Source organism: Mycobacterium sp. NPDC004974, from assembly GCF_053600815.1.
The window spans coordinates 208,903-228,847 of the sequence record NZ_JBSGAQ010000007.1 but is presented as its reverse complement, the minus strand read 5'-3'; the positions used below and the strand labels follow the sequence as shown (position 1 = coordinate 228,847).

General features: G+C 65.2%; 19 protein-coding genes and 1 pseudogene. 8 read left to right on the top strand and 12 right to left on the bottom strand.

Annotation, left to right across the window (positions count from 1 at the left end; all coding sequences use genetic code 11):
* Window positions 1–380 precede the first annotated feature (380 nt).
* Window positions 381–1,769, top strand: a complete 1,389-nt coding sequence (locus tag ACWEFV_RS18345; protein WP_450071186.1) for a cytochrome P450 — start codon at window positions 381–383, stop codon at window positions 1,767–1,769.
* A 20-nt stretch (window positions 1,770–1,789) separates the two neighbouring features.
* Window positions 1,790–3,895: pseudogene (locus tag ACWEFV_RS18340) on the top strand (aminotransferase class III-fold pyridoxal phosphate-dependent enzyme); the annotation flags it as partial.
* Here the strand turns inward: ACWEFV_RS18340 and ACWEFV_RS18335 are convergent.
* Window positions 3,833–5,254 (bottom strand): wax ester/triacylglycerol synthase family O-acyltransferase, encoded by a 1,422-nt coding sequence (locus ACWEFV_RS18335; RefSeq protein WP_450071185.1) that lies wholly within the window; start codon window positions 5,252–5,254, stop codon window positions 3,833–3,835. The pseudogene ACWEFV_RS18340 and the gene ACWEFV_RS18335 overlap by 63 nt on opposite strands.
* Before the next feature lie 234 nt (window positions 5,255–5,488).
* Here ACWEFV_RS18335 and ACWEFV_RS18330 point away from each other — a divergent pair, with 234 nt between their 5' ends.
* Window positions 5,489–5,959 (top strand): nitroreductase family deazaflavin-dependent oxidoreductase, encoded by a 471-nt coding sequence (locus tag ACWEFV_RS18330; protein ID WP_450071184.1) that lies wholly within the window; start codon window positions 5,489–5,491, stop codon window positions 5,957–5,959.
* On the opposite strand, the gene ACWEFV_RS18325 is transcribed toward ACWEFV_RS18330, so the two are convergent.
* The 6 genes from ACWEFV_RS18325 to ACWEFV_RS18300 all read right to left on the bottom strand — a co-directional run bounded on the left by ACWEFV_RS18325 (window position 5,956) and on the right by ACWEFV_RS18300 (window position 10,380).
* Window positions 5,956–7,275 (bottom strand): cytochrome P450, encoded by a 1,320-nt coding sequence (locus ACWEFV_RS18325; RefSeq protein ID WP_450071183.1) that lies wholly within the window; start codon window positions 7,273–7,275, stop codon window positions 5,956–5,958. The two genes, ACWEFV_RS18330 and ACWEFV_RS18325, sit on opposite strands and share 4 nt — an antisense overlap.
* A gap of 155 nt (window positions 7,276–7,430) precedes the next feature.
* Window positions 7,431–8,906 carry an alpha,alpha-trehalose-phosphate synthase (UDP-forming) gene (locus ACWEFV_RS18320; RefSeq protein WP_450071182.1) on the bottom strand — a complete coding sequence of 492 codons (1,476 nt, stop codon included), beginning with the start codon at window positions 8,904–8,906 and terminating at the stop codon, window positions 7,431–7,433.
* Window positions 8,907–9,071, bottom strand: a complete 165-nt coding sequence (locus ACWEFV_RS18315) for a hypothetical protein (RefSeq protein WP_090426445.1) — start codon at window positions 9,069–9,071, stop codon at window positions 8,907–8,909. It lies immediately after the preceding gene.
* A gap of 45 nt (window positions 9,072–9,116) precedes the next feature.
* Entirely contained in the window at window positions 9,117–9,506 is a 390-nt protein-coding gene (locus ACWEFV_RS18310) for an intersectin-EH binding protein Ibp1 (RefSeq protein ID WP_450071181.1), read from the bottom strand.
* 95 nt (window positions 9,507–9,601) lie between these two features.
* Window positions 9,602–9,940, bottom strand: coding sequence for a hypothetical protein (locus ACWEFV_RS18305; protein WP_450071180.1), 339 nt, complete (start codon window positions 9,938–9,940; stop codon window positions 9,602–9,604).
* Window positions 9,941–9,996: 56 nt separating this feature from the next.
* Window positions 9,997–10,380: an intersectin-EH binding protein Ibp1 gene (locus ACWEFV_RS18300; protein ID WP_135452357.1), complete on the bottom strand. Its 384-nt coding sequence runs from the start codon at window positions 10,378–10,380 to the stop codon at window positions 9,997–9,999.
* Between the two features lie 256 nt (window positions 10,381–10,636).
* Here ACWEFV_RS18300 and ACWEFV_RS18295 point away from each other — a divergent pair, with 256 nt between their 5' ends.
* A complete protein-coding gene (locus tag ACWEFV_RS18295) occupies window positions 10,637–11,545 on the top strand; it encodes an enoyl-CoA hydratase (protein WP_135452359.1) in 909 nt (302 codons plus the stop codon).
* Window positions 11,546–11,547: 2 nt separating this feature from the next.
* Window positions 11,548–12,381, top strand: a complete 834-nt coding sequence (locus ACWEFV_RS18290; protein WP_135452362.1) for an SDR family oxidoreductase — start codon at window positions 11,548–11,550, stop codon at window positions 12,379–12,381.
* 65 nt (window positions 12,382–12,446) lie between these two features.
* Here the strand turns inward: ACWEFV_RS18290 and ACWEFV_RS18285 are convergent, their stop codons facing one another.
* Together ACWEFV_RS18285 and ACWEFV_RS18280 are read right to left on the bottom strand one after the other, a co-directional pair.
* Window positions 12,447–13,334, bottom strand: coding sequence for an NAD(P)-dependent oxidoreductase (locus ACWEFV_RS18285; RefSeq protein WP_450071179.1), 888 nt, complete (start codon window positions 13,332–13,334; stop codon window positions 12,447–12,449).
* 64 nt (window positions 13,335–13,398) lie between these two features.
* The gene (locus tag ACWEFV_RS18280) at window positions 13,399–13,878 is read right to left on the bottom strand and encodes a MarR family winged helix-turn-helix transcriptional regulator (protein WP_450071178.1); all 480 of its coding nucleotides are present in this window, start codon (window positions 13,876–13,878) and stop codon (window positions 13,399–13,401) included.
* 205 nt (window positions 13,879–14,083) lie between these two features.
* Here ACWEFV_RS18280 and ACWEFV_RS18275 point away from each other — a divergent pair, with 205 nt between their 5' ends.
* The 3 genes from ACWEFV_RS18275 to ACWEFV_RS18265 are packed head-to-tail and all read left to right on the top strand — an operon-like array spanning window position 14,084 to window position 17,875.
* Window positions 14,084–14,566, top strand: coding sequence for an MmpS family transport accessory protein (locus ACWEFV_RS18275; protein WP_450071177.1), 483 nt, complete (start codon window positions 14,084–14,086; stop codon window positions 14,564–14,566).
* Window positions 14,545–17,415, top strand: coding sequence for an MMPL/RND family transporter (locus ACWEFV_RS18270; protein WP_450071237.1), 2,871 nt, complete (start codon window positions 14,545–14,547; stop codon window positions 17,413–17,415). Before ACWEFV_RS18275 ends, ACWEFV_RS18270 begins: the two co-directional genes overlap by 22 nt.
* Window position 17,416: 1 nt before the next feature.
* Window positions 17,417–17,875, top strand: a complete 459-nt coding sequence (locus ACWEFV_RS18265) for a hypothetical protein (RefSeq protein ID WP_450071176.1) — start codon at window positions 17,417–17,419, stop codon at window positions 17,873–17,875.
* Here ACWEFV_RS18265 and ACWEFV_RS18260 read toward each other — a convergent pair.
* Genes ACWEFV_RS18260 through ACWEFV_RS18250 form a run of 3 tightly spaced genes read right to left on the bottom strand, consistent with a single transcriptional unit; the run spans window position 17,861 to window position 19,945 of the window.
* Window positions 17,861–18,367, bottom strand: coding sequence for a (2Fe-2S)-binding protein (locus ACWEFV_RS18260; RefSeq protein WP_450071175.1), 507 nt, complete (start codon window positions 18,365–18,367; stop codon window positions 17,861–17,863). The two genes, ACWEFV_RS18265 and ACWEFV_RS18260, sit on opposite strands and share 15 nt — an antisense overlap.
* Window positions 18,360–19,244: an FAD binding domain-containing protein gene (locus ACWEFV_RS18255; protein ID WP_450071174.1), complete on the bottom strand. Its 885-nt coding sequence runs from the start codon at window positions 19,242–19,244 to the stop codon at window positions 18,360–18,362. Before ACWEFV_RS18255 ends, ACWEFV_RS18260 begins: the two co-directional genes overlap by 8 nt.
* Complete coding sequence (locus tag ACWEFV_RS18250) at window positions 19,241–19,945, bottom strand: SRPBCC family protein (RefSeq protein WP_450071173.1); 705 nt, start codon at window positions 19,943–19,945, stop codon at window positions 19,241–19,243. Before ACWEFV_RS18250 ends, ACWEFV_RS18255 begins: the two co-directional genes overlap by 4 nt.

Below are 19,945 nucleotides of genomic sequence, written 5' to 3'. Positions count from 1 at the left end.
CCGATGTGACCGGACGTCGTCCGGTACAAGTTTCCGGGGATTCTTCTGATGTACGCGCCGTCGCTGGGCTTGTTCGGCTTTCTCCTGCGTTTGGTTCACGCCATGCGTCCGCTGTGGGTACGTGTCCGTACCGGATGGTATATATTGGCGGTTGTCGTAATTATCGAGCCGGTAACCGCAGGTTGATCGCCGAAGTGCCGGGTACTGATTCGCGGAGTCGCGGCTGGCCCAGCGCGACGTACCGGCGTGCCGCGTTGCGGAAAGGTGCGCCTCCGGACGGGCCGGGACCGGTCACCGATGTACGGCACGGCGCCTCGATGTGAATGCAAATTCTGTCAACTATTGGGCCCGGGTAATGCCGTTCTGTGCAAGGAAGGCTTATGGAGAAATCGCACGCCACACCGACGGTCAAGGGCCTACCCGTGCTGGGGAACACCGTGCCGATGTACTACCAGCTACCCCAGTTCCTGACCCGCTGTTATAGCGAATACGGCCCGGTGTTCCGGGTTCGGGCACTCAACAACCGGTACGTGGTGCTCGCCGGACCGGATGCGGCGGTGTTCGTCGGATCGGCCGAGGGCCGGGAGTGTCTGGAGTCCAAACCGTCCTGGTCGAGGATGATCGCCGAATACGGCGCCGACAAGTCGGTGGTGAGCGACGACGGCGATCTGCACACCTGGTTTCGCGACCTCATGCGGCACGGCTATTCGCGGCATGCGCTGGACGGTCGCTATGACCGGTTGATCGAGATCATCGACGACTGGCTGGCCGACGGCTGGCAGCCCGGCAGCGTCGTGCCCGCGGTGAAGTCCATGCAGCGGATCGTGATTCGGCAGATCAGCATCGCGGTCGCGGACCGGGTGTTCTTCGACGACGTGGACCAGTTGCGCACGTTGGTGCATTGGTCGACCAATGTGTGTCTGCTCGGGCGGTGGCCGACCTTCATGCTCAAGCTTCCGCGATACCGCTCGGCGAAGGCGCGGATGCACGCCATCGCCCAGGAACTGCTCACGGTGTTCCGGGCCCGTTCCGACGATGGCCAGATCGATGACTTCGGCCGTCGACTGCTCGATGACCTGGTCGAGGCCAACCGAACCCATCCGGAAAAGATGACCGATTACGAGCTGCCGCTGAACCTTTTCGTTCCGTTCATGGCCGGGTTGGACACCGCATCGAACACCATCTCGACGATCCTGTATCTCCTCACGCAGCGGCCGGACCTCTACGAGACGGTGACGGCGGAGGCGGACCGGCTTTTCGCACTCCCCGAACTCAACGAGGAAGCGCTGTTCGAGGCCACGCCGGTACTCAATGCGGTGCTCAAGGAGACCATGCGGTTGTACCCGTCGGTCCCCGTCCTGATGCGCCATGCCCGAACAGATTTCGTCTACAAGGGTCATCCGATCCGGGCGGGCGAGCGCGTCATGATCGCCACCAGCGTGCCGCACTTCATGCCGTCGTTCTTTCCCGACCCTCACCTCTTCGATCCGGGCCGCTATCTGGATGGCCGCAAGGAACACCTGCAGCCCGGCGCGTACTCGCCCTTCGGCCGTGGGCATCACCTGTGCATGGGGAAGCGGATCGCCGAGGTGATCATCCCGCTGACGGTCGCCCGGATCGTCCATCAGCGGCGGTTCACCGTGTCCGACGACAACTTCTCGCTCACCGACAACTTCGCGTACGGCGTGGACCTGGCGTTGAACCTCAACCTGGGGGTCGACGGGGTGCGCTGCGCCCACCTGGTGAGTTCCGGGCAACCCAACCAATGACAACCGAGGAGTCTCCAGTAGTGGACTACCAGCGCTATACGCCGGCCCGCGAATCCACGATCGCCACGATCCGCGATCTGAACCGGCGCAAGCGGCCCAATATCCTGTTCGCGGGGTTGGCTATCACGATCGAGTGCGCGCAGGTCGGCTATCTGCTGGACGCACTGCACGGGCCGCAGGCTGACCGCGTCACGTACTTCGGGAACTCGCTGGAGGAGGCGGTGTCCGGGGCGATCCGCTTGGTGCGCCAGACCAGCAAGGTCGACGACTTCCGCTCGGCGGACAGCTGGATCCTGGTGGTGGACAACGACGGACGCCTGAGCCACTACTTCGACCCGCTCGCCGAGGGCGGGGAACGCGCGCTGGCGCGGCACCTGAGCTTTGTGCCCACCACCGCCGACGCACTGGCCGCCCTGGACGATCGTCCGTGGTCTGCGGTGCTGGTCCTCGCCGACGGTGGCGAGAACCTCGACGAACTGCTGGCGGCCGCTGCGGACCGCCGAATCATGCGGATCGTCTGCGACACTCGCCCGTTGCCGGCCGCGGGGGAGTGGCGGCCAGGTCGCGCCGACGCCGACGTGTACGTCTACGGCGAGAACATGACCGACCACCAGGTGCCGTTCGGCTGCTACGTCATGACGCCCGACGCTTATCGAGTCTGGAACAACCCCGTCGACGCCATGGCGCAGACCTCTACCTTCGCCGCCAGCGCCACCGCGCTGACACTGGTGGTGAACACGTTGCGCGACAAGGGATACGTAACCGCCGATCAGGAGCGGATACTCGCCAAGATCGAGACTGACCGCAAGACCCGCAACGAATACTTCCGGCGCTACGTGAATCCGAGCGCAGCCGACATGATGGAGGCGTTCGGACTCGACTTCGATTTCGACCGCGCGGATGGCATGCAGATCAGCCTGCGGGACGGTCGGTCACTGCTGGACTGCGCCTGCGGCACCGGCGCGAACCTGCGCGGGCACAATCTGCCCGATCTGGACGAGGCGCTCGCTGCCCACGACCCGGATATCGACTATGTCGGTCAGCTCGCCGGGTTCCTCTGTGATCGAAGCGGATTCGACGACGTATTCCCCGCGGTGAGCGGCGCCACGAGTGTCGAGAACGCCCTCGTGCTGGCGCGCCTTGCCCGGCCCGACCGGCCCAGAATCGTGACCTTCTCGGGCAACTTCTCGGGTAAGACCATTGCGACGTTGAACGTCAGCCGATACGGACCACAACGCTCGGCCAGCCTCCCGGGGGCCTTCGAGCCCTACTACTCCGACGTGGTGTTCGTCGATCCGTTCTCGCCCAACGCCGCCCGCGATTTGCGCAGCGCGCTCGATGATCCGCAGGTCGGCTTGTTCTGGGGTGAACTGATTCAGGGCACCACCTGCGAGATCATCCCGCCGGAATTGCTGCGCCTCGTTGCGGAGGCCAAGGCCACGAGGGGCTTCATCGTCGGAGTCGACGAGGTGCTCACCGGTGTGTGGCGAAGCGCCGACACCTTCCTGTACCACCAAGGTGTGCTCGGCGACGTCGTTGACATCGTGACGCTGGCGAAGCCGCTGTCGGACATGATCATTCCCGTGGCGGCCACGCTCGCCCGGGCCGGCGTGGTCACCGATGCCGAGGCGACGGACATGGCATCGGTGCAGCGGCTGCGCGGCCGCTACCACAACAATCTGGGCGCGCACATCGCTGTGAATGCCCTGCGGGCGGTCGATAATCCGGCATCGCATGAGCAGCGGCGAACGGAACGAGAGACCCTGCTGCGCGGCCTGCAGGCGCTGACTGCCGAGTCGCCGCTGATCCGGTCGGTCGAGGGGACCGGCGCGCACGTGCGGATCGACATCGACCGGCGGTACTTCCCGTTCCGCGAGAACACGGTGTTGTCCGAGATGATCGATCAGTCGATCGAGGACCTCATACTCCGACGCTGTGGCGTGATCCTCGGCCGCGGGCGATTCTTCCCGCCGATCTTCCCGCCGGCCGGTGCAATGGCGGAGGTGGTGGACCGCCTGCAACGCGGATTCGGCGGGTTCACGGTTACTGCCGTCTACGCCAACCTAGTTCGCAACATAGCTGCCTTCGCGTCCTTCGGTGTCCGCCGCCAGGTTGGCGCGCTCGTCGAGCGCGTGGCGCAGCTCGGCAAAGGCCGCGAGGTACCCGTCAGCGATGCCGTCGAGGTCCGGAACGATCTCCGGGCACGCGATCAGGCCGATGTTTAGCTGATCTTCGATGCTGGCGACACCGACGAAGATGGCACCGCCGTCGAACAGGGAGCCGAATGGGAAGAAGTCGATCACCCGCGCACCAGCGAAGTACAAATCACGGTGTCGGCCACCCATGTTGGACACCACGATGTTCTGCATCACGGCGTGACGATCGGCCAGGCGGAGCCGGGAGTACCACCGCAGAAAGGTGCCCCAGTACCGGCCGGCCAACTCGAACCAATCGTGGAACAGGCTGGGGCCCAGGGCTGCTGCGTGCCCCTTGGCCGCGTTGGTGCTCGCCGCGATCGCCAGCGCGCGATCGACCGGGTCGGTCATCCCGGTCTCCAGGCTGGTCAGTAGTCCGGTGGTCTGGTTGCGTCCGTGCTGACCGGGCATGTCGTGCACGGAGACGGGGACGAAGGCCTGAAGTGGCGTGTCGGGCAATTCATTTCGGCTCAGTAGGTAGTTACGCAAGGCGGCGGAGGTGAGCGCCAGGATGACGTCGTTGAGGGTGACGCCGAGTTCGCGCTTGACCTGCTTCATCTCGGCCATCGGGAAGGTGGCCCAGGCGACATTACGGTTCTCGGTCAGGGTGGTGTTGAACGAGGTTCGCGGCGCCGAAAGGGATTTGGGGACGCCTTCGGGCAATTGCGGCGTCTTCTTCATCGCCGCGTCCGTGAGCGATTTGCCAAGGAGCCGTGCAAGTTTCACGGGCTTGGCGGCGAACTCCTTGAGGCCGGACCGGGCGATCGCGGCCGGCTGCGCGGGCCCGGCGTTGCGGACTATCGAGTATTCGGTCGCTTCATTGCCGCACAGCTGTCCGAGCTGCGAATTGCCGCTCACACCATCGAGACTCGCGTTGTGGCGCTTGAGGATAACTGCGACGTTGCCGTCGGCCAGCCCGTCGATGATCGTCATCTCCCACAGCGGCAGCGCAGGGTCCAACGGCTTTCCGCAGATCTCACCGATGACCTCTGCCAGCTGTTCTCTGGACCCGGGGGCCGGCAGGCTCCGGTGGTGCACGTGGCGGTCGAGGTCGAATGATTCATCGGCCGCCCAGACCGGATGGCCGAGGTTATACCATGGGTCATAAGCCTTTTCGGCATAGATCGGGATGCCGGCCATCCGCTCGGCCAGCCAATTCCGGATGGTGTCGAAGCTGTAGCCGCCGGGCATGGGCGAAGGATCGAGGACGATGAGGCCAACGCTTTGGTGGTAATGCGTGGGTGTTTCGAGGTAGAGGAAGCTCGCATCATGACCGGTCAGACGTTCCATAGGTTGGACCCTACCTGGGGGGTGGGCGTCGATGGAACACCAACGTACCAACCTGGCCGAAAATGAGTCAGGTAAGTGTTGAGCCGCGGCCGCGGAGGGCGCTGTCGAGCACGACTTTGACGGGTTTGGTTGGGGGATAACATTTATGGCCCCGACCAGGTTTGATAACGAAAGAGGAGGACGCACATTTCACTTCACGACGAATGGACGGAAGCCGTTGGTGCCCGCGCGGGCGTGATCGGCATCGTGCGCGACCGCGTCCGGGCAATGGGCCACAGCGAGCGTGCCTGGCCGGTTCGCCGGATGACGGTCGCGTCCGATCGGTTGCTCTACCGACTCACCGGTGGCCGTTGGACCACCACGTCGGTATCGCGCATACCGTCGCTCACCCTGCTCGTCACGCGGAGCAATGGAGACCGGGCCGTGGTGCCTCTGCAGTACGTCTCGATCGACGGCGGTATCTACGTGATCGGCACGAACTGGGGTCAGCCGAAGCACCCGCTGTGGACCGGTTGGTTGCTACGCAACAGCGATTGCGCAATCAATGTCAGCGGCCGCGAGCGCGGCTGCACCGCAGTGCATGTCGAGGACGCCGAGCGTGACGAAATCTGGCAGCGCGTCTTGCATATCTCGCCCTACTACGGGCAATGTCAGGATCGCGCGCAACGTGAACTGAGGATCTTTCGCCTCGACCCCCGGGACTAGCGGCGGGTGCCGACGACCTCGACGGAGAACCTCTGCGAGGGAGTGGTCGACGCCAACCGCTTCTTGAGCTGGTAGCCCGGCGTCAGCCGCAGGTCCAGGCGATACAGCAGGCGGGCCAACGAGATCTGCATGAGGGCTTCGGCCAGTCCCTTCCCGATGCACATGTGGGGCCCGCGCCCGAACGGTGAATACGCGCCGGCGACACGATGTTCGGCGTTGCGGCCGTGGTACCGGTCCACGTTGAACGTGGTCGGATCGGTGAAGCAGTCGTCGAGGAAATGAGGCACCGAGGTCGCGACGAAAACCTTGTCGCCCTTGCGGATTCGGTGGCCGTTGAACTCGAAGTCCTTGGCCGCCACCCGCACCATCGTCGCGGCGACCGGATGCAGCCGCATCGCCTCCATGATCGCGCCGTTCAGGGTGGGTGTGGTGGCGAACAGTCGCTCATGGGTGATCTCACCGGAGAACAGTTCGTCGACCTCGGAGTGGATGCGCGCCAGGACATCTGGATGTTTGAGAATGAGGTACAACGCGTACGTCGCGGTGGCGGACGTCGTCTCAACACCGGCGAAGTACGGCAGCACCGCGTTGAAGACCATGTTGTTCCGCTTGACCGGATCGGGATTGTCGGCGTGCGACGACACGATATCTTCGATGAGGGTCGATTTGGCGCCGCAGCCCTGGAGTCCGGTCGAATTGCGGGTGTGGTCGATCGCGTGTTTGGCGATCTCGACCACCCGGTTACGCGCCGTCAGGAAGTTGCGCCGGCGCAACAGTGTCTTCGGGATCTGTTGCACCGGGGCGATTTTGAGTACCTGGCTGGCGACGAACCCGACGTCGGCCACGTACGCGTCGTTGGGTTGCACCCCCGCCGCGAACACCCCCACCTGCGAGATCGACAGGGCCTGCATCGAGGGTAGGACCCGCACGCGTGACCCTGGTGCCCAGTCCTTGGCGATCGCCTTGTCCACCAGATCCACCGCTTCGGGATAACGGCCCATGATCGCGTCGCGCGAGTAGCCACGCTGGAGCATCCCGCGCAGTTCCTTGTGCTCTTTGCCGTCCACGGTGACCAGCGATTGGCTTGCGTCGAACTGCTCTTCGACGAAACGCCACGAATCACCGACGCTGAGGCACTCCCGGCCCTCGCGACTGCTCATGAACGCCGATGCTTCGACGCCGGCCAGCACCGTGTAGGTCTGATACAGCGTGTTCAGCTGCGACACCGGGCCGTGCTGCTTGTACTTGTCGACCAGGTAATGCGTCGGGTCGAACATCATGCCCAGCGTGTCGCCGATCCGTGGTATCACAGTCATTTTGCGCGCCAGACGGATTCGCTTCGGGGTCACGTAGGATGCCACGCCGACAGCCTACCCAGGGATTCGGAGGCTCGAATACACGAATCCCTCACGCGGACAAGAAAAGCGGTGCCGTGGCGGCGCAATGCCTCACTGCCGCCGTCAGTGTCGCGTTACGAGTTGTTCGTGAGGGTGTGTTCGGCCGTCTTAGCCGTGGCCAACGCGTCGAGGAAGGCGCGTGCCCACCGGTCGACGTCGTGGGCCAGCACCTGCCGGCGCAGCGCGCGCATCCGGCGCTTGCCCTCCTCGGGGCTCTGTTCCAGCGCCGCCTCGATCGCATCCTTGACACCCTCGAGATGGTGCGGATTGGTCAGGTAGGCCTGGCGCAGCTCGGCCGCCGCACCGGTGAACTCGGAGAGCACCAGTGCACCCCCGAGGTCGCTGCGGCACGCCACGTACTCCTTGGCCACCAGGTTCATTCCGTCCCGCAGCGGGGTGACCAGCATGACGTCTGCGGCGACGAAGAACGCGATGAGCTCGTCGCGGGGCACCGGCCGATGTATGTAGTGCACCACGGGGTGCCCGACCTCGCCGTACTCGCCGTTGATGTGCCCGACCTGACGCTCGATGTCCTCGCGCATCACCTTGTAGCTCTCGACGCGTTCTCGGCTGGGGGTGGCCAACTGAACCAGGACGGTGTCGTCGCGTTTCACCCGCTGCTCTTCGAGCAGTTCGGAGAACGCGCGCAGCCGCACGTCGATGCCCTTGGTGTAGTCGAGCCGGTCGACGCCGAGCAGGATCTTGCGCGGGTCGCCGAGCTCGGAGCGGATCTGCCGGGCGCGTTGCCGGATCGACCGGTTGCGGGCCTTGGCGTCCAGATCGGCCGAGTCGATCGAGATGGGGAAGGCCCCGACCGTGATGGTGCGGAAGCCGTAGGAGACCTCACCGAAGCGTGAACGCACGCCGATCGAGGCGCGTGAGGTGTTGGCCCCGACGAGGCGCCGGGCCAGGACGAGGAAGTTCTGTGCACCTCCGGCCAGGTGGAATCCGACCAGATCGGCGCCGAGCAGGCCTTCGACGATCTCCGTGCGCCACGGCATCTGCATGAACAGTTCGACCGGCGGGAACGGGATGTGCAGGAAGAAGCCGATGGTGACGTCGGGACGCAGCATGCGCAGCATCTTGGGGACGAGCTGCAGCTGATAGTCCTGGATCCAGACCGTGGCGCCGGGTGCGGCGGCCCGGGCCGTGGCTTCGGCGAAACGCCGGTTCACGTCGACGTAGCTGTCCCACCACTTGCGGTGGTACACGGGTTTGACGATCAGATCGTGGTACAGCGGCCACAGGGTGGCGTTCGAGAATCCCTCGTAGTAGTCCGCGACGTCCTGCGCGGACAGTTCCACGGGGTAGAGCTGCACGCCCTCTTCAACGAAGGGTTCTTCGCCGCTGTCGGGGATGCCGGCCCAGCCGATCCACGCGCCACGCCGTTTACGCAGCAGCGGTTCCAGTGCGGTCACCAGTCCGCCGGGGCTGCGCTTCCATGTCGTGCTGCCATCCGGCAACCGCTCCATGTCGATGGGCAGCCGATTGGCCACCACGACAAAGTCGGAGTTACCGGAGGCGGCCTTTGGGCCGCCCTCCGGACTCACTTACGCCTCGGTTTTCGAGGGCCCAATGCCGAGCATGGACAGGAACATCCGGCACTCGTCGGCGTCGGTCGCATAGGTCGCCACGACGCGGCGGGCCTGGCTGGCGGTGCTGTCGGCGAGTGGCTCGACGTCGTCGATCTCGGCGGTATCAGTTTTCGCAGGCATGACACAACTGTAGGCGACCGGGAGATCCCCGGTCGCCTCACGCTGTCAGCCGATGGAGCCGTGCACGGTCGGGCTGCTGTCGACGGTGGACTCCGGGACCGGCTGCGGGCCCTCGGACTGCGCTTCCTCGGCCAGGCCGATGCACTCGCCGGAGTTGGCGCCGGTGCAGGGGATGGAGCCGCCGCCGCCGGGCAGGTTCACCGAGGGCAGATCGGGGTTGGCCGCGTTGCTGCTGAACGAGCCGGGGGAGTTCGGCACGGTGTGCGGGACACAGTTGCCGGTGTAGAGGTCCTCCTCCTCGCCCGTCGGGCAGGCCACCGCCGGGCCGGTCGACATGGGTACGGCGAAGGCTGCGATCGCCGGGGCGGTGGCTGCGGCGACCGCAAATCCGCCGGCAAAGATCAGTCGTCGCATCGAGATCGGGAAGGTCGCCATCGTCATTCTTTCTCTAGGTATTCGATTGTTCGTTCGGTGGGATTGTATGGAGGCTGTGAGAGATCTGCATCAGATCTACCAGTTGGCTGGGAGTTCTACGGGCTGGCGCTGATGGTCGACCGGGGAATTGCCCGCGGCCCCTCGGCCTCGTCCTCCTCGGCCAGGCCGATGCACTCACCGGCATTTCCTCCGGTGCAGGGGATGGCTCCGCCTCCGCCGGGGAGGTCCACCGCCGGCAAATCCGGATTGCCGGGGATCGCGCTGAACGGCGACGGTGAATTCGGCACCAGAAAAGGGGTGCACGTGGTCGTGTAGACGTCCTCTTCCTCACCGGACGTGCACGTCGCATGTGCGATCGGCGCGCCCAGCCACAGGGACAGTGCGTAACCGGCGCCGGCGGCAGTCAGCACGACGGGCGCGACAAGAGATTTCACCTCAGCAGTCTAGGACTACTGAGGGTTTACTGTGGGATCTCTGCAGTACGGCTGGGTCAGCCGATGGAGCCGTGCACGGTCGGGCTGCTGCCCACCGTCGACTGCGGAACAGGTTCAGGCCCCTCGGCCTGCTGCTCTTCGGCCAGGCCGATGCATTGGCCGGAGTTGGCGCCGGTGCAGGGGATGGAGCCGCCACCATCGGGCACGTTCACCGACGGCAGGTTCGGGTTGCCTGCGGTCGGGCTGAAGGCGTTCGGAGAGTTCGGCACGATGTCGGGGACGCACATGTTGGTGAAGGTGTCCTCGGTTTCCCCGTTGGGGCACGAGGCCAGTGACTGAGAGGGTGTCGACAGCACCGTCAGGGTGGGGGCCGCGGCCATGGCTGCTGCGATGCCTGCCGCGACGGCGAAGCGACGGATGCTGGATGGGGAGATAGCCATTGTCATGCTTTCTCTTGAGGGCCTTGGAAGATTTGCTGATGACCCGGCCGAAGTGGTCTGGCGACGGTTGTAGATGATGTCGTTGCCTATCGGCATCCTACTCTTTACAAGGGAAAATAGCTGCGTAATTAGCCCGGGTTCGACGGTGCCGGACGTCCCGCTGTGAAGTAGCTGTGATCCCGGTGTGAGCCCGGTTGCGCGATACACGTAGTGTGCAGTCCGTAACGTACTTACTCTGCCTAAGAGGTGGTCCGAAATGGTCAGTGCCGACGACACAGCCCGCCAGGTCGAGTACGAGACACTCGATGACGGACGCATCGCCCGGATCTGGCTGAACCGTCCGGACGCGCAGAACGCCCAGTCCCGGACACTGCTGGTGCAACTCGACGAGGCGTTCGGCCGGGCCGAGGCCGATGACGCGGTCCGCGTGGTGATCCTGGGTGCGCGTGGCAAGAACTTCTCGGCGGGCCATGACCTCGGTTCCGAAGAAGCGTTGGCCGAGCGTCAGCCGGGACCGACCCAACACCCGACGTTCCGCTCCCACGGTGCCACCGCGGCCGGCGTCACCGAGCGAACCTATCTGCAGGAGTGGCACTTCTACTTCGAGAACACCCGGCGGTGGCGTGATCTGCGCAAGATCACCATCGCCCAGGTGCAGGGCAACGCGATCTCGGCGGCCCTGATGCTGATCTGGGCCTGCGACCTGATCGTGGCCGCCGATGACGCCAAGTTCAGCGACGTCGTCGGGGTGCGGATGGGGATGCCGGGCGTCGAGTACTACGCCCACCCGTGGGAGTTCGGGGCCCGCAAGGCCAAAGAGCTACTGCTGACCGGTGATTCGATCGATGCCGATGAGGCCTACCGGTTGGGCATGGTGTCCAAGGTTTTCGCGCGCGACGAACTCGAAGACAAGACACTGGAATTCGCGCGGCGCATCGCCGAACGGCCGACGATGGCAGCCTTGCTGATCAAGGATTCTGTCAACGCGGCCAGCGACGCGATGGGCTTCACCGAAGCGCTGCGCCATGCCTTCCACATTCACGAACTCGGGCACGCGCACTGGGCGTCGGCCAACGAGAACCGCTGGCCGGTGGGCATGCCGCCCGATGTTCCCGACTGGCGGACGTTGGGGGCTCCCAAGCCCGCTCGGCGTGATACACCATGACCATGCACATTTCGTTAGAGGATCGAACTTATCTTGTCACCGGTGGTGGTAGCGGCATCGGCAAGGGCGCCGCGGCTGCCATCGTCGCCGCCGGCGGTAATGCCCTGCTGATCGGGCGCAATGCCGACAAGCTGAGCGCGGCCGCTGAGGAGCTCGGTGCCCAGGGACCCGGATCGGTGCGCTACGAACCTGCCGACGTCACCGACGAGGACGAGGTCCGCCGCGCGGTCGACGCGGCCACCGCCTGGAACGGCCAGCTGCACGGTGTGGTGCACAGTGCCGGTGGGTCGCTGACCATCGGTCCGATCACCCAGATCGACTCCGAACTGTGGCGCCAGACGGTCGATTTGAATGTCAACGGAACGATGTACCTGATCAAGCACGCCGGCCGGGAGATGGTCCGCGCCGGCGGCGGTTCGTTCGTCGGCATCTCGTCGATCGCCTCGACCAACACCCACCGGTGGTTCGGTGCGTACGGCGTGAGCAAGGCGGCGTTCGATCATCTGCTCAAGCTGGCCGCCGACGAGCTCGGGCCGTCCTCGGTGCGGTTCAACAGCATCCGGCCCGGCTTGACCCGCACCGAGATGGTCGGCCCGGTCTTCGAGCTCCCGGAAGCTCGCGACGACTACAAGGCCTGCACGCCGATGCCGCGGTTCGGTGAGGTCGAGGACATCGCCAACCTGGCGGTGTTCCTGCTCAGTGACGCCGCGGGCTGGATCACCGGTCAGTCCATCGGCGTCGACGGTGGGCACAGCCTGCGCCGTGGTCCCGACATCTCGGGAATGCTGGAGCCGCTGTACGGCGTCGACGGCCTGCGTGGCGTCGTCGCCGAGTAACTCAGGACGGACATTGTGCCGGGGATTGCGGTCGGTACTGGCCGCAATCCCCGGCATTGTCATATCTAGGCCGGGTGCGCTGAGCCGGCCTCCCACGCGCTGAGTGCGCCAACCGCGGACCAGTCGAGATCTCCGCCGCCGGTCGCCAGCAGGGTCAGGAACCGGTCCCGCAGTAGGCTGGCGACGGGAAGCGGTACCTGTAGGTCCTCACCCGCACTCAGTGCCAGCTTCACGTCCTTGAGGCCGAGCGTGGCGGCGAATCCGGCCGGGGTGAATTCCTCACGGGCCAGCAAACCCCCGTAGGTGCGGTACACCGGAGCGTCGAACAGCGTCGAGGTCAGCAGCTCCACGTACTGCTGTCGGTCCACTCCGGCCTTGCCCACGAGTGCCATTGCCTCACCGAGGGATTCGATCACCGAGGCGATCAGGAAATTGCCGCTGATCTTGACGAGGTTCGCGGCTTGAGGGTCCTCGCCGAGGACGAATGTGCGCTGCCCGATGGCATCGAAAATCGGCGACACCTTCTCGACTGTGGCCGGGGCGCCTGCCGCAACGACGAACAACTTGGCCGCCGCGGCGGCCTCGGGCCTGCCGAACACCGGGGCGGCGACGAAACCCTGGCCCGCCGCGGCATGGGCTTCGGTGAGGCGCTCGGCCAGGGCGGTGCTGACAGTCGACGACGAGACATGGACGGCGCCTTCGGACAGCGAGGCGAGGATGCCGTCGTCGCCGAATGTCACCGCCTGCACCGCGTCGTCGTTGGCCAACATGGTGACGACGACGTCGCCCTGACAGGCGTCGGCCACCGAGGCGGCCGGTTGTGCCCCCTGGGCGGCCAGTGCGGTCACCTTGTCGGGGGAGCGGTTGTACGCGGTGACCTCGTGACCGGCTTTGAGCAGGTTGGCGGCCATGGCCGCACCCATGTTGCCCAGGCCGATGAATCCGATCTTCATGACTCCACTCTTACCGGGTTGGTTCGAACTATGGCGGAAGTCGAAGTTCTCGGCGGCCGTCCGATCAGGCAACGCCCTCGGATTCGGCATCTGCCGGAGTATCGGCGATCTCGCGCATCTGGTCGACCAGTCGCGCCGCGACCTGTGCGGCGAGCCACAGGGTCACCTGGTCGTCATCCGACAGTCCGGCGAGGAGCGTGGCGATGCGCTGCTTGCGGATGTCGGCGCGCTCTTCCCACAACTGCCGGCCGCCTTCTCCGACCTTGACCAGGCATGCCCGTCCGTCGTCGGGATCGTCGCACCGCTCCACCAGCCCCTGCTGTTCCAGTCGCTGAACAAGCTGCGTCATGCCCGATTGGCTCGCACCTTCCGCCTCGGCCAGTGCGGTGACCCTCATGGGCCCCTCGCGGTTGAGGCGCACCAGAACGAGTGTTGCGCTCGCACTCAGGCCTTTGCGGTCAGCGAGATGTCGCCACATCAGATCAGCGCTCGAGACGAGCATGGCCGAGATCGCTTCCACTCTGCTGCTCGGCGTATCGCTCACGAGGTATTTATATCACTTGCAGGAAGTAATGCGCCGGAAACTGAGGGGCGTGGGCTTGGGCTGATGTGGCGTGGGTTCACGCGCTAACGGTTGACCATTATTGCTAATTCGCGGCGCACAGCGAAGTCGCAGACTCGCCGTACGCTGCGGATTGGTGGTCATAGGGGTTGATAGATAGTTCCTATATGCGATATATCTAGCCGTCATGATCGTTGACCAGCCGGCGAATGAGCGTGGCGACCGAGCGACCCGACGGCCACTCGACGGAACCTTCCTGCAGAAGGGCTGGCTCCCCTTGGTCACCGTCATCGCGGTCGGTATCGGATCGGTCGCCGTGTGGAAGGTGCATCAGATGTCGGAGCCGGGGCCCGTCCCGTCGGTCCTGACCGCTCAGGCACCCGAGCAGTTCACCCCGAAGCGGCTCACCTATGAGTTGTTCGGGACCGTCGGCAACGGTGGGATGTTGAGCTACATCGACATCAACGGCCACCCGCACAAGGTCGACATCACCGAGCTGCCGTGGACGCACACGGAGACGACGACACTCACCGTCGTGTCGGGCAGCATCTCGGCGCAGGTCGACGGCGGCAACGTGGGCTGCCGGATGCTCGTGAACGACGTTGTGCGCGATGAACAATCGTCGACCCATGCGGATGCGGACGTCACCTGCCGGGTGAAGTCCGCATGAGCGCACACCGGGCGAAGGGGCAGGCCGTCGCCCGTGCCGTACGCGTGTTGGCGGTGCCGATCATCGTCTTCTGGGCCCTCCTCGCCGTCAGCACCAACACGTTCATCCCGCAGGTGGAACGCGTTGCCGAACAACTCGCAGGCTCGATGATCCCGAGTTACGCACCGTCACAGGTCGCGATGCTGCGCATCGGCGAGAAGTTTCAGGAGTCCACCTCCACCAGCCTGACGATGCTGGTGCTGGAAGCCGACCGGCCGCTCGACGACGGCGATCACCGGTACTACGACGACCTGATGAGCCGGCTCAAGCAGGATCCGGAGCACGTGCAGTACGTCATGGACCTGTGGGGCAAGCCGATCACCGCGGCCGGCGCCCAAAGCGTCGACGGTAAGGCGACATTCGTCCTGCTGCGACTCGCCGGCAACATCGGCCAGCTCCAGGCGAACGAGTCGGTGAACGCCGTCCGCGACCTCATCGCCAACGACACTCCGCCACCCGGGCTGAAGGTCTACGTCAGCGGGGCCGCACCACTGGCCGCCGACACACTGACGATCGCCAACTCCAGCCTCAACGACATCACCATCCTGACGATCATCCTGATCGTGATCATGCTCCTGGTGGTCTACCGCTCGGTCTCCACCCTGCTGGTACCGCTCGTCAGCGTCCTGATCGAGATGCTCGTCGCCAAGGGCGTCATCGCCACCCTCGGGCACTTCGGCCTCATCCCGTTGTCGTCGTTCGCGGTGAACATCGTCGTGGCGCTGACCCTGGGCGCCGGAACCGATTACGGCATCTTTCTGCTGGGCCGCTATCAGGAGGCCAGGCAGGCCGGCGAAAGCCGGGAAGGCGCGTTCTACACCGCCTATCGCAGCGTCGCCCCGATCATCATCGGCTCCGGGCTGACCATCGCCGGCGCCTGCTACTGCCTGAGCCTGGCGCGTCTCGACTACTTCCACACCATGGGCCCGGCCGTCGCCATCAGCATGCTGTTCACCATCGCCGCCGCCCTGACGCTCGCACCGGCGATACTCACCCTCGGCAGCATGTTCGGCCTGTTCGATCCGAAACGGGCGGCCAAGGGACACCTGTACCGACGGATCGCGACGAGTGTGGTGCGGTGGCCCAAACCCGTCTTCGTCGCCAGTTGCGCGGTCGTGATGATCGGGGCGGTGTTCGTTCCCACCTACCGGGTCAGCTACGACGACCGCTCGTACCAACCTGCCGATGGCTCAGCCAATCTCGGTTTCGAGGCGTCGGACCGGCACTTCTCGCAGAGCAAGCTGTTCAGCGAGATGCTGATGATCGAGAGCGATCACGACATGCGTAACTCGGCGGACTTCATCTCGCTGGACCGGGTCGCGAAGAGCCTCATCCGCCTGCCCGGTGTGGCCATGGTGCAGAGCATCACCCGTCCCTTGGGCCGGCCGTTGGAGCACGCGACGATCCCGTACCTGTTCACCACGCAGGGCAGCGGAAGCGGTCAGCAACTGCCGTTCAACGAGCAACAGAACGAGAACACCGACAAGCAGGCCGAGATCCAGGCGCGTTCGGTCGAGGTGCTGCAGCAGGTGATCGGGCTGACCCAGAAGATGTCCGACGAACTCCACTCGACGGTGCTCACGTTGGAGAACCTCAAACAGGTCACCGATGACATGAACGCCGGCATCTCCAACCTCGACGACTTCCTGAGGCCGCTGAAGAGCTACTTCTACTGGGAGCCGCATTGTTTCGACATCCCGGTGTGCTGGGCAATGCGATCGCTGTTCGACTCGCTGGACGGCATCGACAGCCTCGATGCGCAGATCACCAACGCCGTCACGTCGTTCGAGGCCATCGACCAGCTGCTGCCGCAGATGATCTCGCAGTTGGAACGCATGCTGGGCGACACCCGGTCCCTGCTCGGCGTGATCACCAACAACTACGGACCTGCGCACCTGCAGTCCACGCAGACCGATCAGACGTTCTCCGATCTGATCAACGTGGGCAACGACTTCGACCAATCCCGAAGTGACGACTTCTTCTACATCCCCAGAGAGGCGTTCGACAACGAGGACGTCAAGACGGGTATGCAGCTGATGATGTCGCCGGACGGCAAGGCCGCCAGGTTCATCGTCACCCATGAGGGCAACGCCATGGGCCCGGAGGGAATCGACCACGTCGAACAGTTCCCGGACGCGATCAAGGCGGCACTCAAGGAAACCTCACTGGCCGGCGCCAAGATCTACATCGGCGGCGCGGGGTCGAACAACAAGGACATCAAGGCCTACGCCGCGTCCGATCTGCTCATCGTGGCGATCGCCGCGATCGTGCTGATCTTCTTGATCATGCTCTATCTGACCCGAAGTCTGGTGGCGGCCTTCGTCATTCCCGGCACGGTGGCGTTCTCGTATGCCGGAGCGTTCGGGCTGTCAATCCTGGTGTGGCAGCACCTGATCGGCCTGCACCTGCACTGGCTGGTGCTGCCGCTGACCTTCATCATCCTGGTCGCGGTCGGCTCGGACTACAACCTGCTGTTGATCTCCCGGGTCAAGGAGGAGACCGGCGCCGGATTGAACACCGGGCTGATCCGGGCGCTCGGCAGCACGGGTGGAGTGGTGACCTCCGCGGGTCTGGTGTTCGCGTTCACGATGCTGGCGATGCTGATCAGTGATCTGCGCACCATCGGTCAGGTGGGATCGACGGTCTGCATCGGCCTGCTGCTCGACACCCTGATCGTCCGGTCGTTCATCGTGCCGTGCCTGCTACGAATGCTCGGACCGTGGTTCTGGTGGCCGACCTTCATCCGACAGCGACCACTACGGCAGCGCTCGCCACAGCCGGGTCCGCTGCGGCAGGAAGCAGAGGTGTGACATGACGACCTCCACTCTCTTCGGCCTGTTGTCGATCGTCTTCTTCTCATTGATCTGGGTGTTCGCGATCATCGCGTTCGTGTTCACGAGGCGGTCGATGAGCAAGCCTCACGTCACGTCGAAGCTCGACATCGGCGTCCTGCAGGCGACTTTGCGCAAGGTGCGTAAACGGGAGGCGCTCTCGGACGACGAGCTGACCTTGGCGCGTGAGGTGCTCTCCGTCCGTGGCAGCGTCCTGGCGTTCGCCGTTCCGGCCACCCTGTTCTGTATCGGATGCTTCTACGTCTTCGGCAGCCTCGAGCAACTCCACGGGCATACCCCGTCGGAACGCACGTTCCTCGGCGTCTTTCCGATGCTGACCTCCACCAACATGGCCGTCCAGATACTCAGGAGCGTGCGACTGAAACGGCGGCTGCCGAGACCCGGGCCCGGCGCATCGCGAAAGTCATTGCTGAGCTAGAGGCTTGAGCTCGGCGTCGTTGTCGGCGTGTTCGCAGACCCGGTGCACCGCGTTGACGATGCCCTGGTAGCCAGTGCAGCGGCAGAAGTTGCCCGAAAGCCCCGCGCGGATCTCCTCGTCGCTGGGATTCGGGTTGTCGCGCAGCATCGCGGTGATCGACGTGACGAATCCCGGTGTGCAGAAGCCACATTGCAGGCCATGGCACTCCTTGAGCGCGGCCTGTACCGGGGACAGCTGCCCGTCCGGGCCGGCGATGCCCTCGACCGTGGTCACTTCCTGGCCGTCCACCTGAACCGCGAACACCAGACATGACCGGACCGCCTGCCCGTCCAGCAGGACCGTGCAGGCGCCGCAGGCGCCGTGCTCGCAGCCGAGGTGGGTACCGGTGAGACCGCAGTTGTCCCGGAGGAAATCGGCCAGCGTGACGCGCGGCTCGACCACACCCTGGTAGTCGCGCCCGTTGACCGAAACCGCAACCGGCAGTTCATGCATTGAGGGCCTCCTCGGCGTGCGTGGTTGCCTGGGTCCAGGCTCTGGAAACCATGGCGGCCCCGACCCGGGCCCGGTACGACGCCGTGCCCTGCAGATCGGAAGGAATGTCGGTGAGCTCGGACATCGCGAGCCGGCCGATCTCGTCGGCGGTGAGGCCGCCGATCGGGGTCCCGATGACCGCCGACTCGGCCGGGGTGGCTCGCAGCGGGGTAGAGCCGAGTCCGAGCAGGCCGATACCGCAGCGCGTGATCCGGTCGTCCTCATCGAGCTCGAATCCGACCACAGCGCCGGCGATCGCGAAATCGCCGTGGCGTCGGGCGAATTCGGCGATCCCGAAGCCACTGCGGCCCGATGCGACCGGGAAGCGTACTGCGGTCAGGATCTCGTCGGAGTCCAGCGCGGTCTCCCACAGGCCGGTGAAGAACTCAGCGGCCGGGATCTGACGGGTGCCACGCGCCGAGGTGGCCTCGATCGTCGCATCGAGCGCCAGGGCGACGGCCGCATACTCGGCCGCCGGATCGGCGTGCGCGATCGCGCCGCCGAGCGTGCCACGGCTCCGGATCTGGAAATGACCGATGTGCGGCGTGGCCAGGGTCAGCAGCGGTACCGAATCGGCGATCTCGTCGTCCAGCCCCACCATGGCGTGCGGTGTTGCCGCACCGATCCGAACCTCGTTGCCCTGCAGGGTGATGTCGTTCAGCTCGGGCAGCCGCGAGATGTCGATCAGGTTGTCGAAGTGCGTCAGGCGCATCGCCAGCATCGGCACCAGGCTCTGGCCGCCGGCCAGGACCTTGGCGTCTTCGCCGTACTCGCCGAGCATGGCCACCGCCTCGGTGACCGTGGTGGGCCGGTGGTATGCGAAAGGGGCGGGCTTCATGACACCAACCGCAGCAGCGCGGCGTGCAGATCCTCGGTGGTCAGCCCGCTGCTCTTACGCTTGTTGCGACCCGCTCGGCCGAACAGGAAGCCGAGCACACCTGCGGCCGCGACCGCGCCGATGGCCGGCGCGAACCGCTTGGCCATCGGCACCGCCATCACCTTGGCCAAGGCGAGTGCGTTGATCGGCGCAGCTTCATGTGGTGCCTGCTCGGGTGACCCTGCGGTGGAACCGGTTTCGGCCGCCGAGGCCGTCCCGCCGAGGAGTTCGGCCTCCAGGCTGCGGGCGAACTGGTCGATCAGGCTGCCCGCCACGTCCGCCAGCACGCCGCGGCCGAACTGGGCGGCCTTGCCCGAGATGGCCAGATCGGTGGTGACGACCACGAGCGTGGAATCGGCGCCCTCGTCTTTGAGTTGGGCGGTCACGACGGCCGACGCGGTGCCGTTGCCGCGGGTCTCCTTGCCGTTGGCCTTGAGGACCACCCGCTGCGCGGCCACGTCCTTTTCCTGGAACGTCGCATCGCCCTTGTAGGACACCGTGATCGGGCCGACCTTCACCTTGACCGCGCCGGTGAAATCGTCGCCGTCGACGCTCAGTAGGGTGGCGCCGGGCAGGCAGGGCGCCACGCGCTCGACGTCGGTGAGCACCTCCCAGGTTTTCGCCGCAGGTACCGCGACCCGGAATTCGTTGTTGAGCTCCAC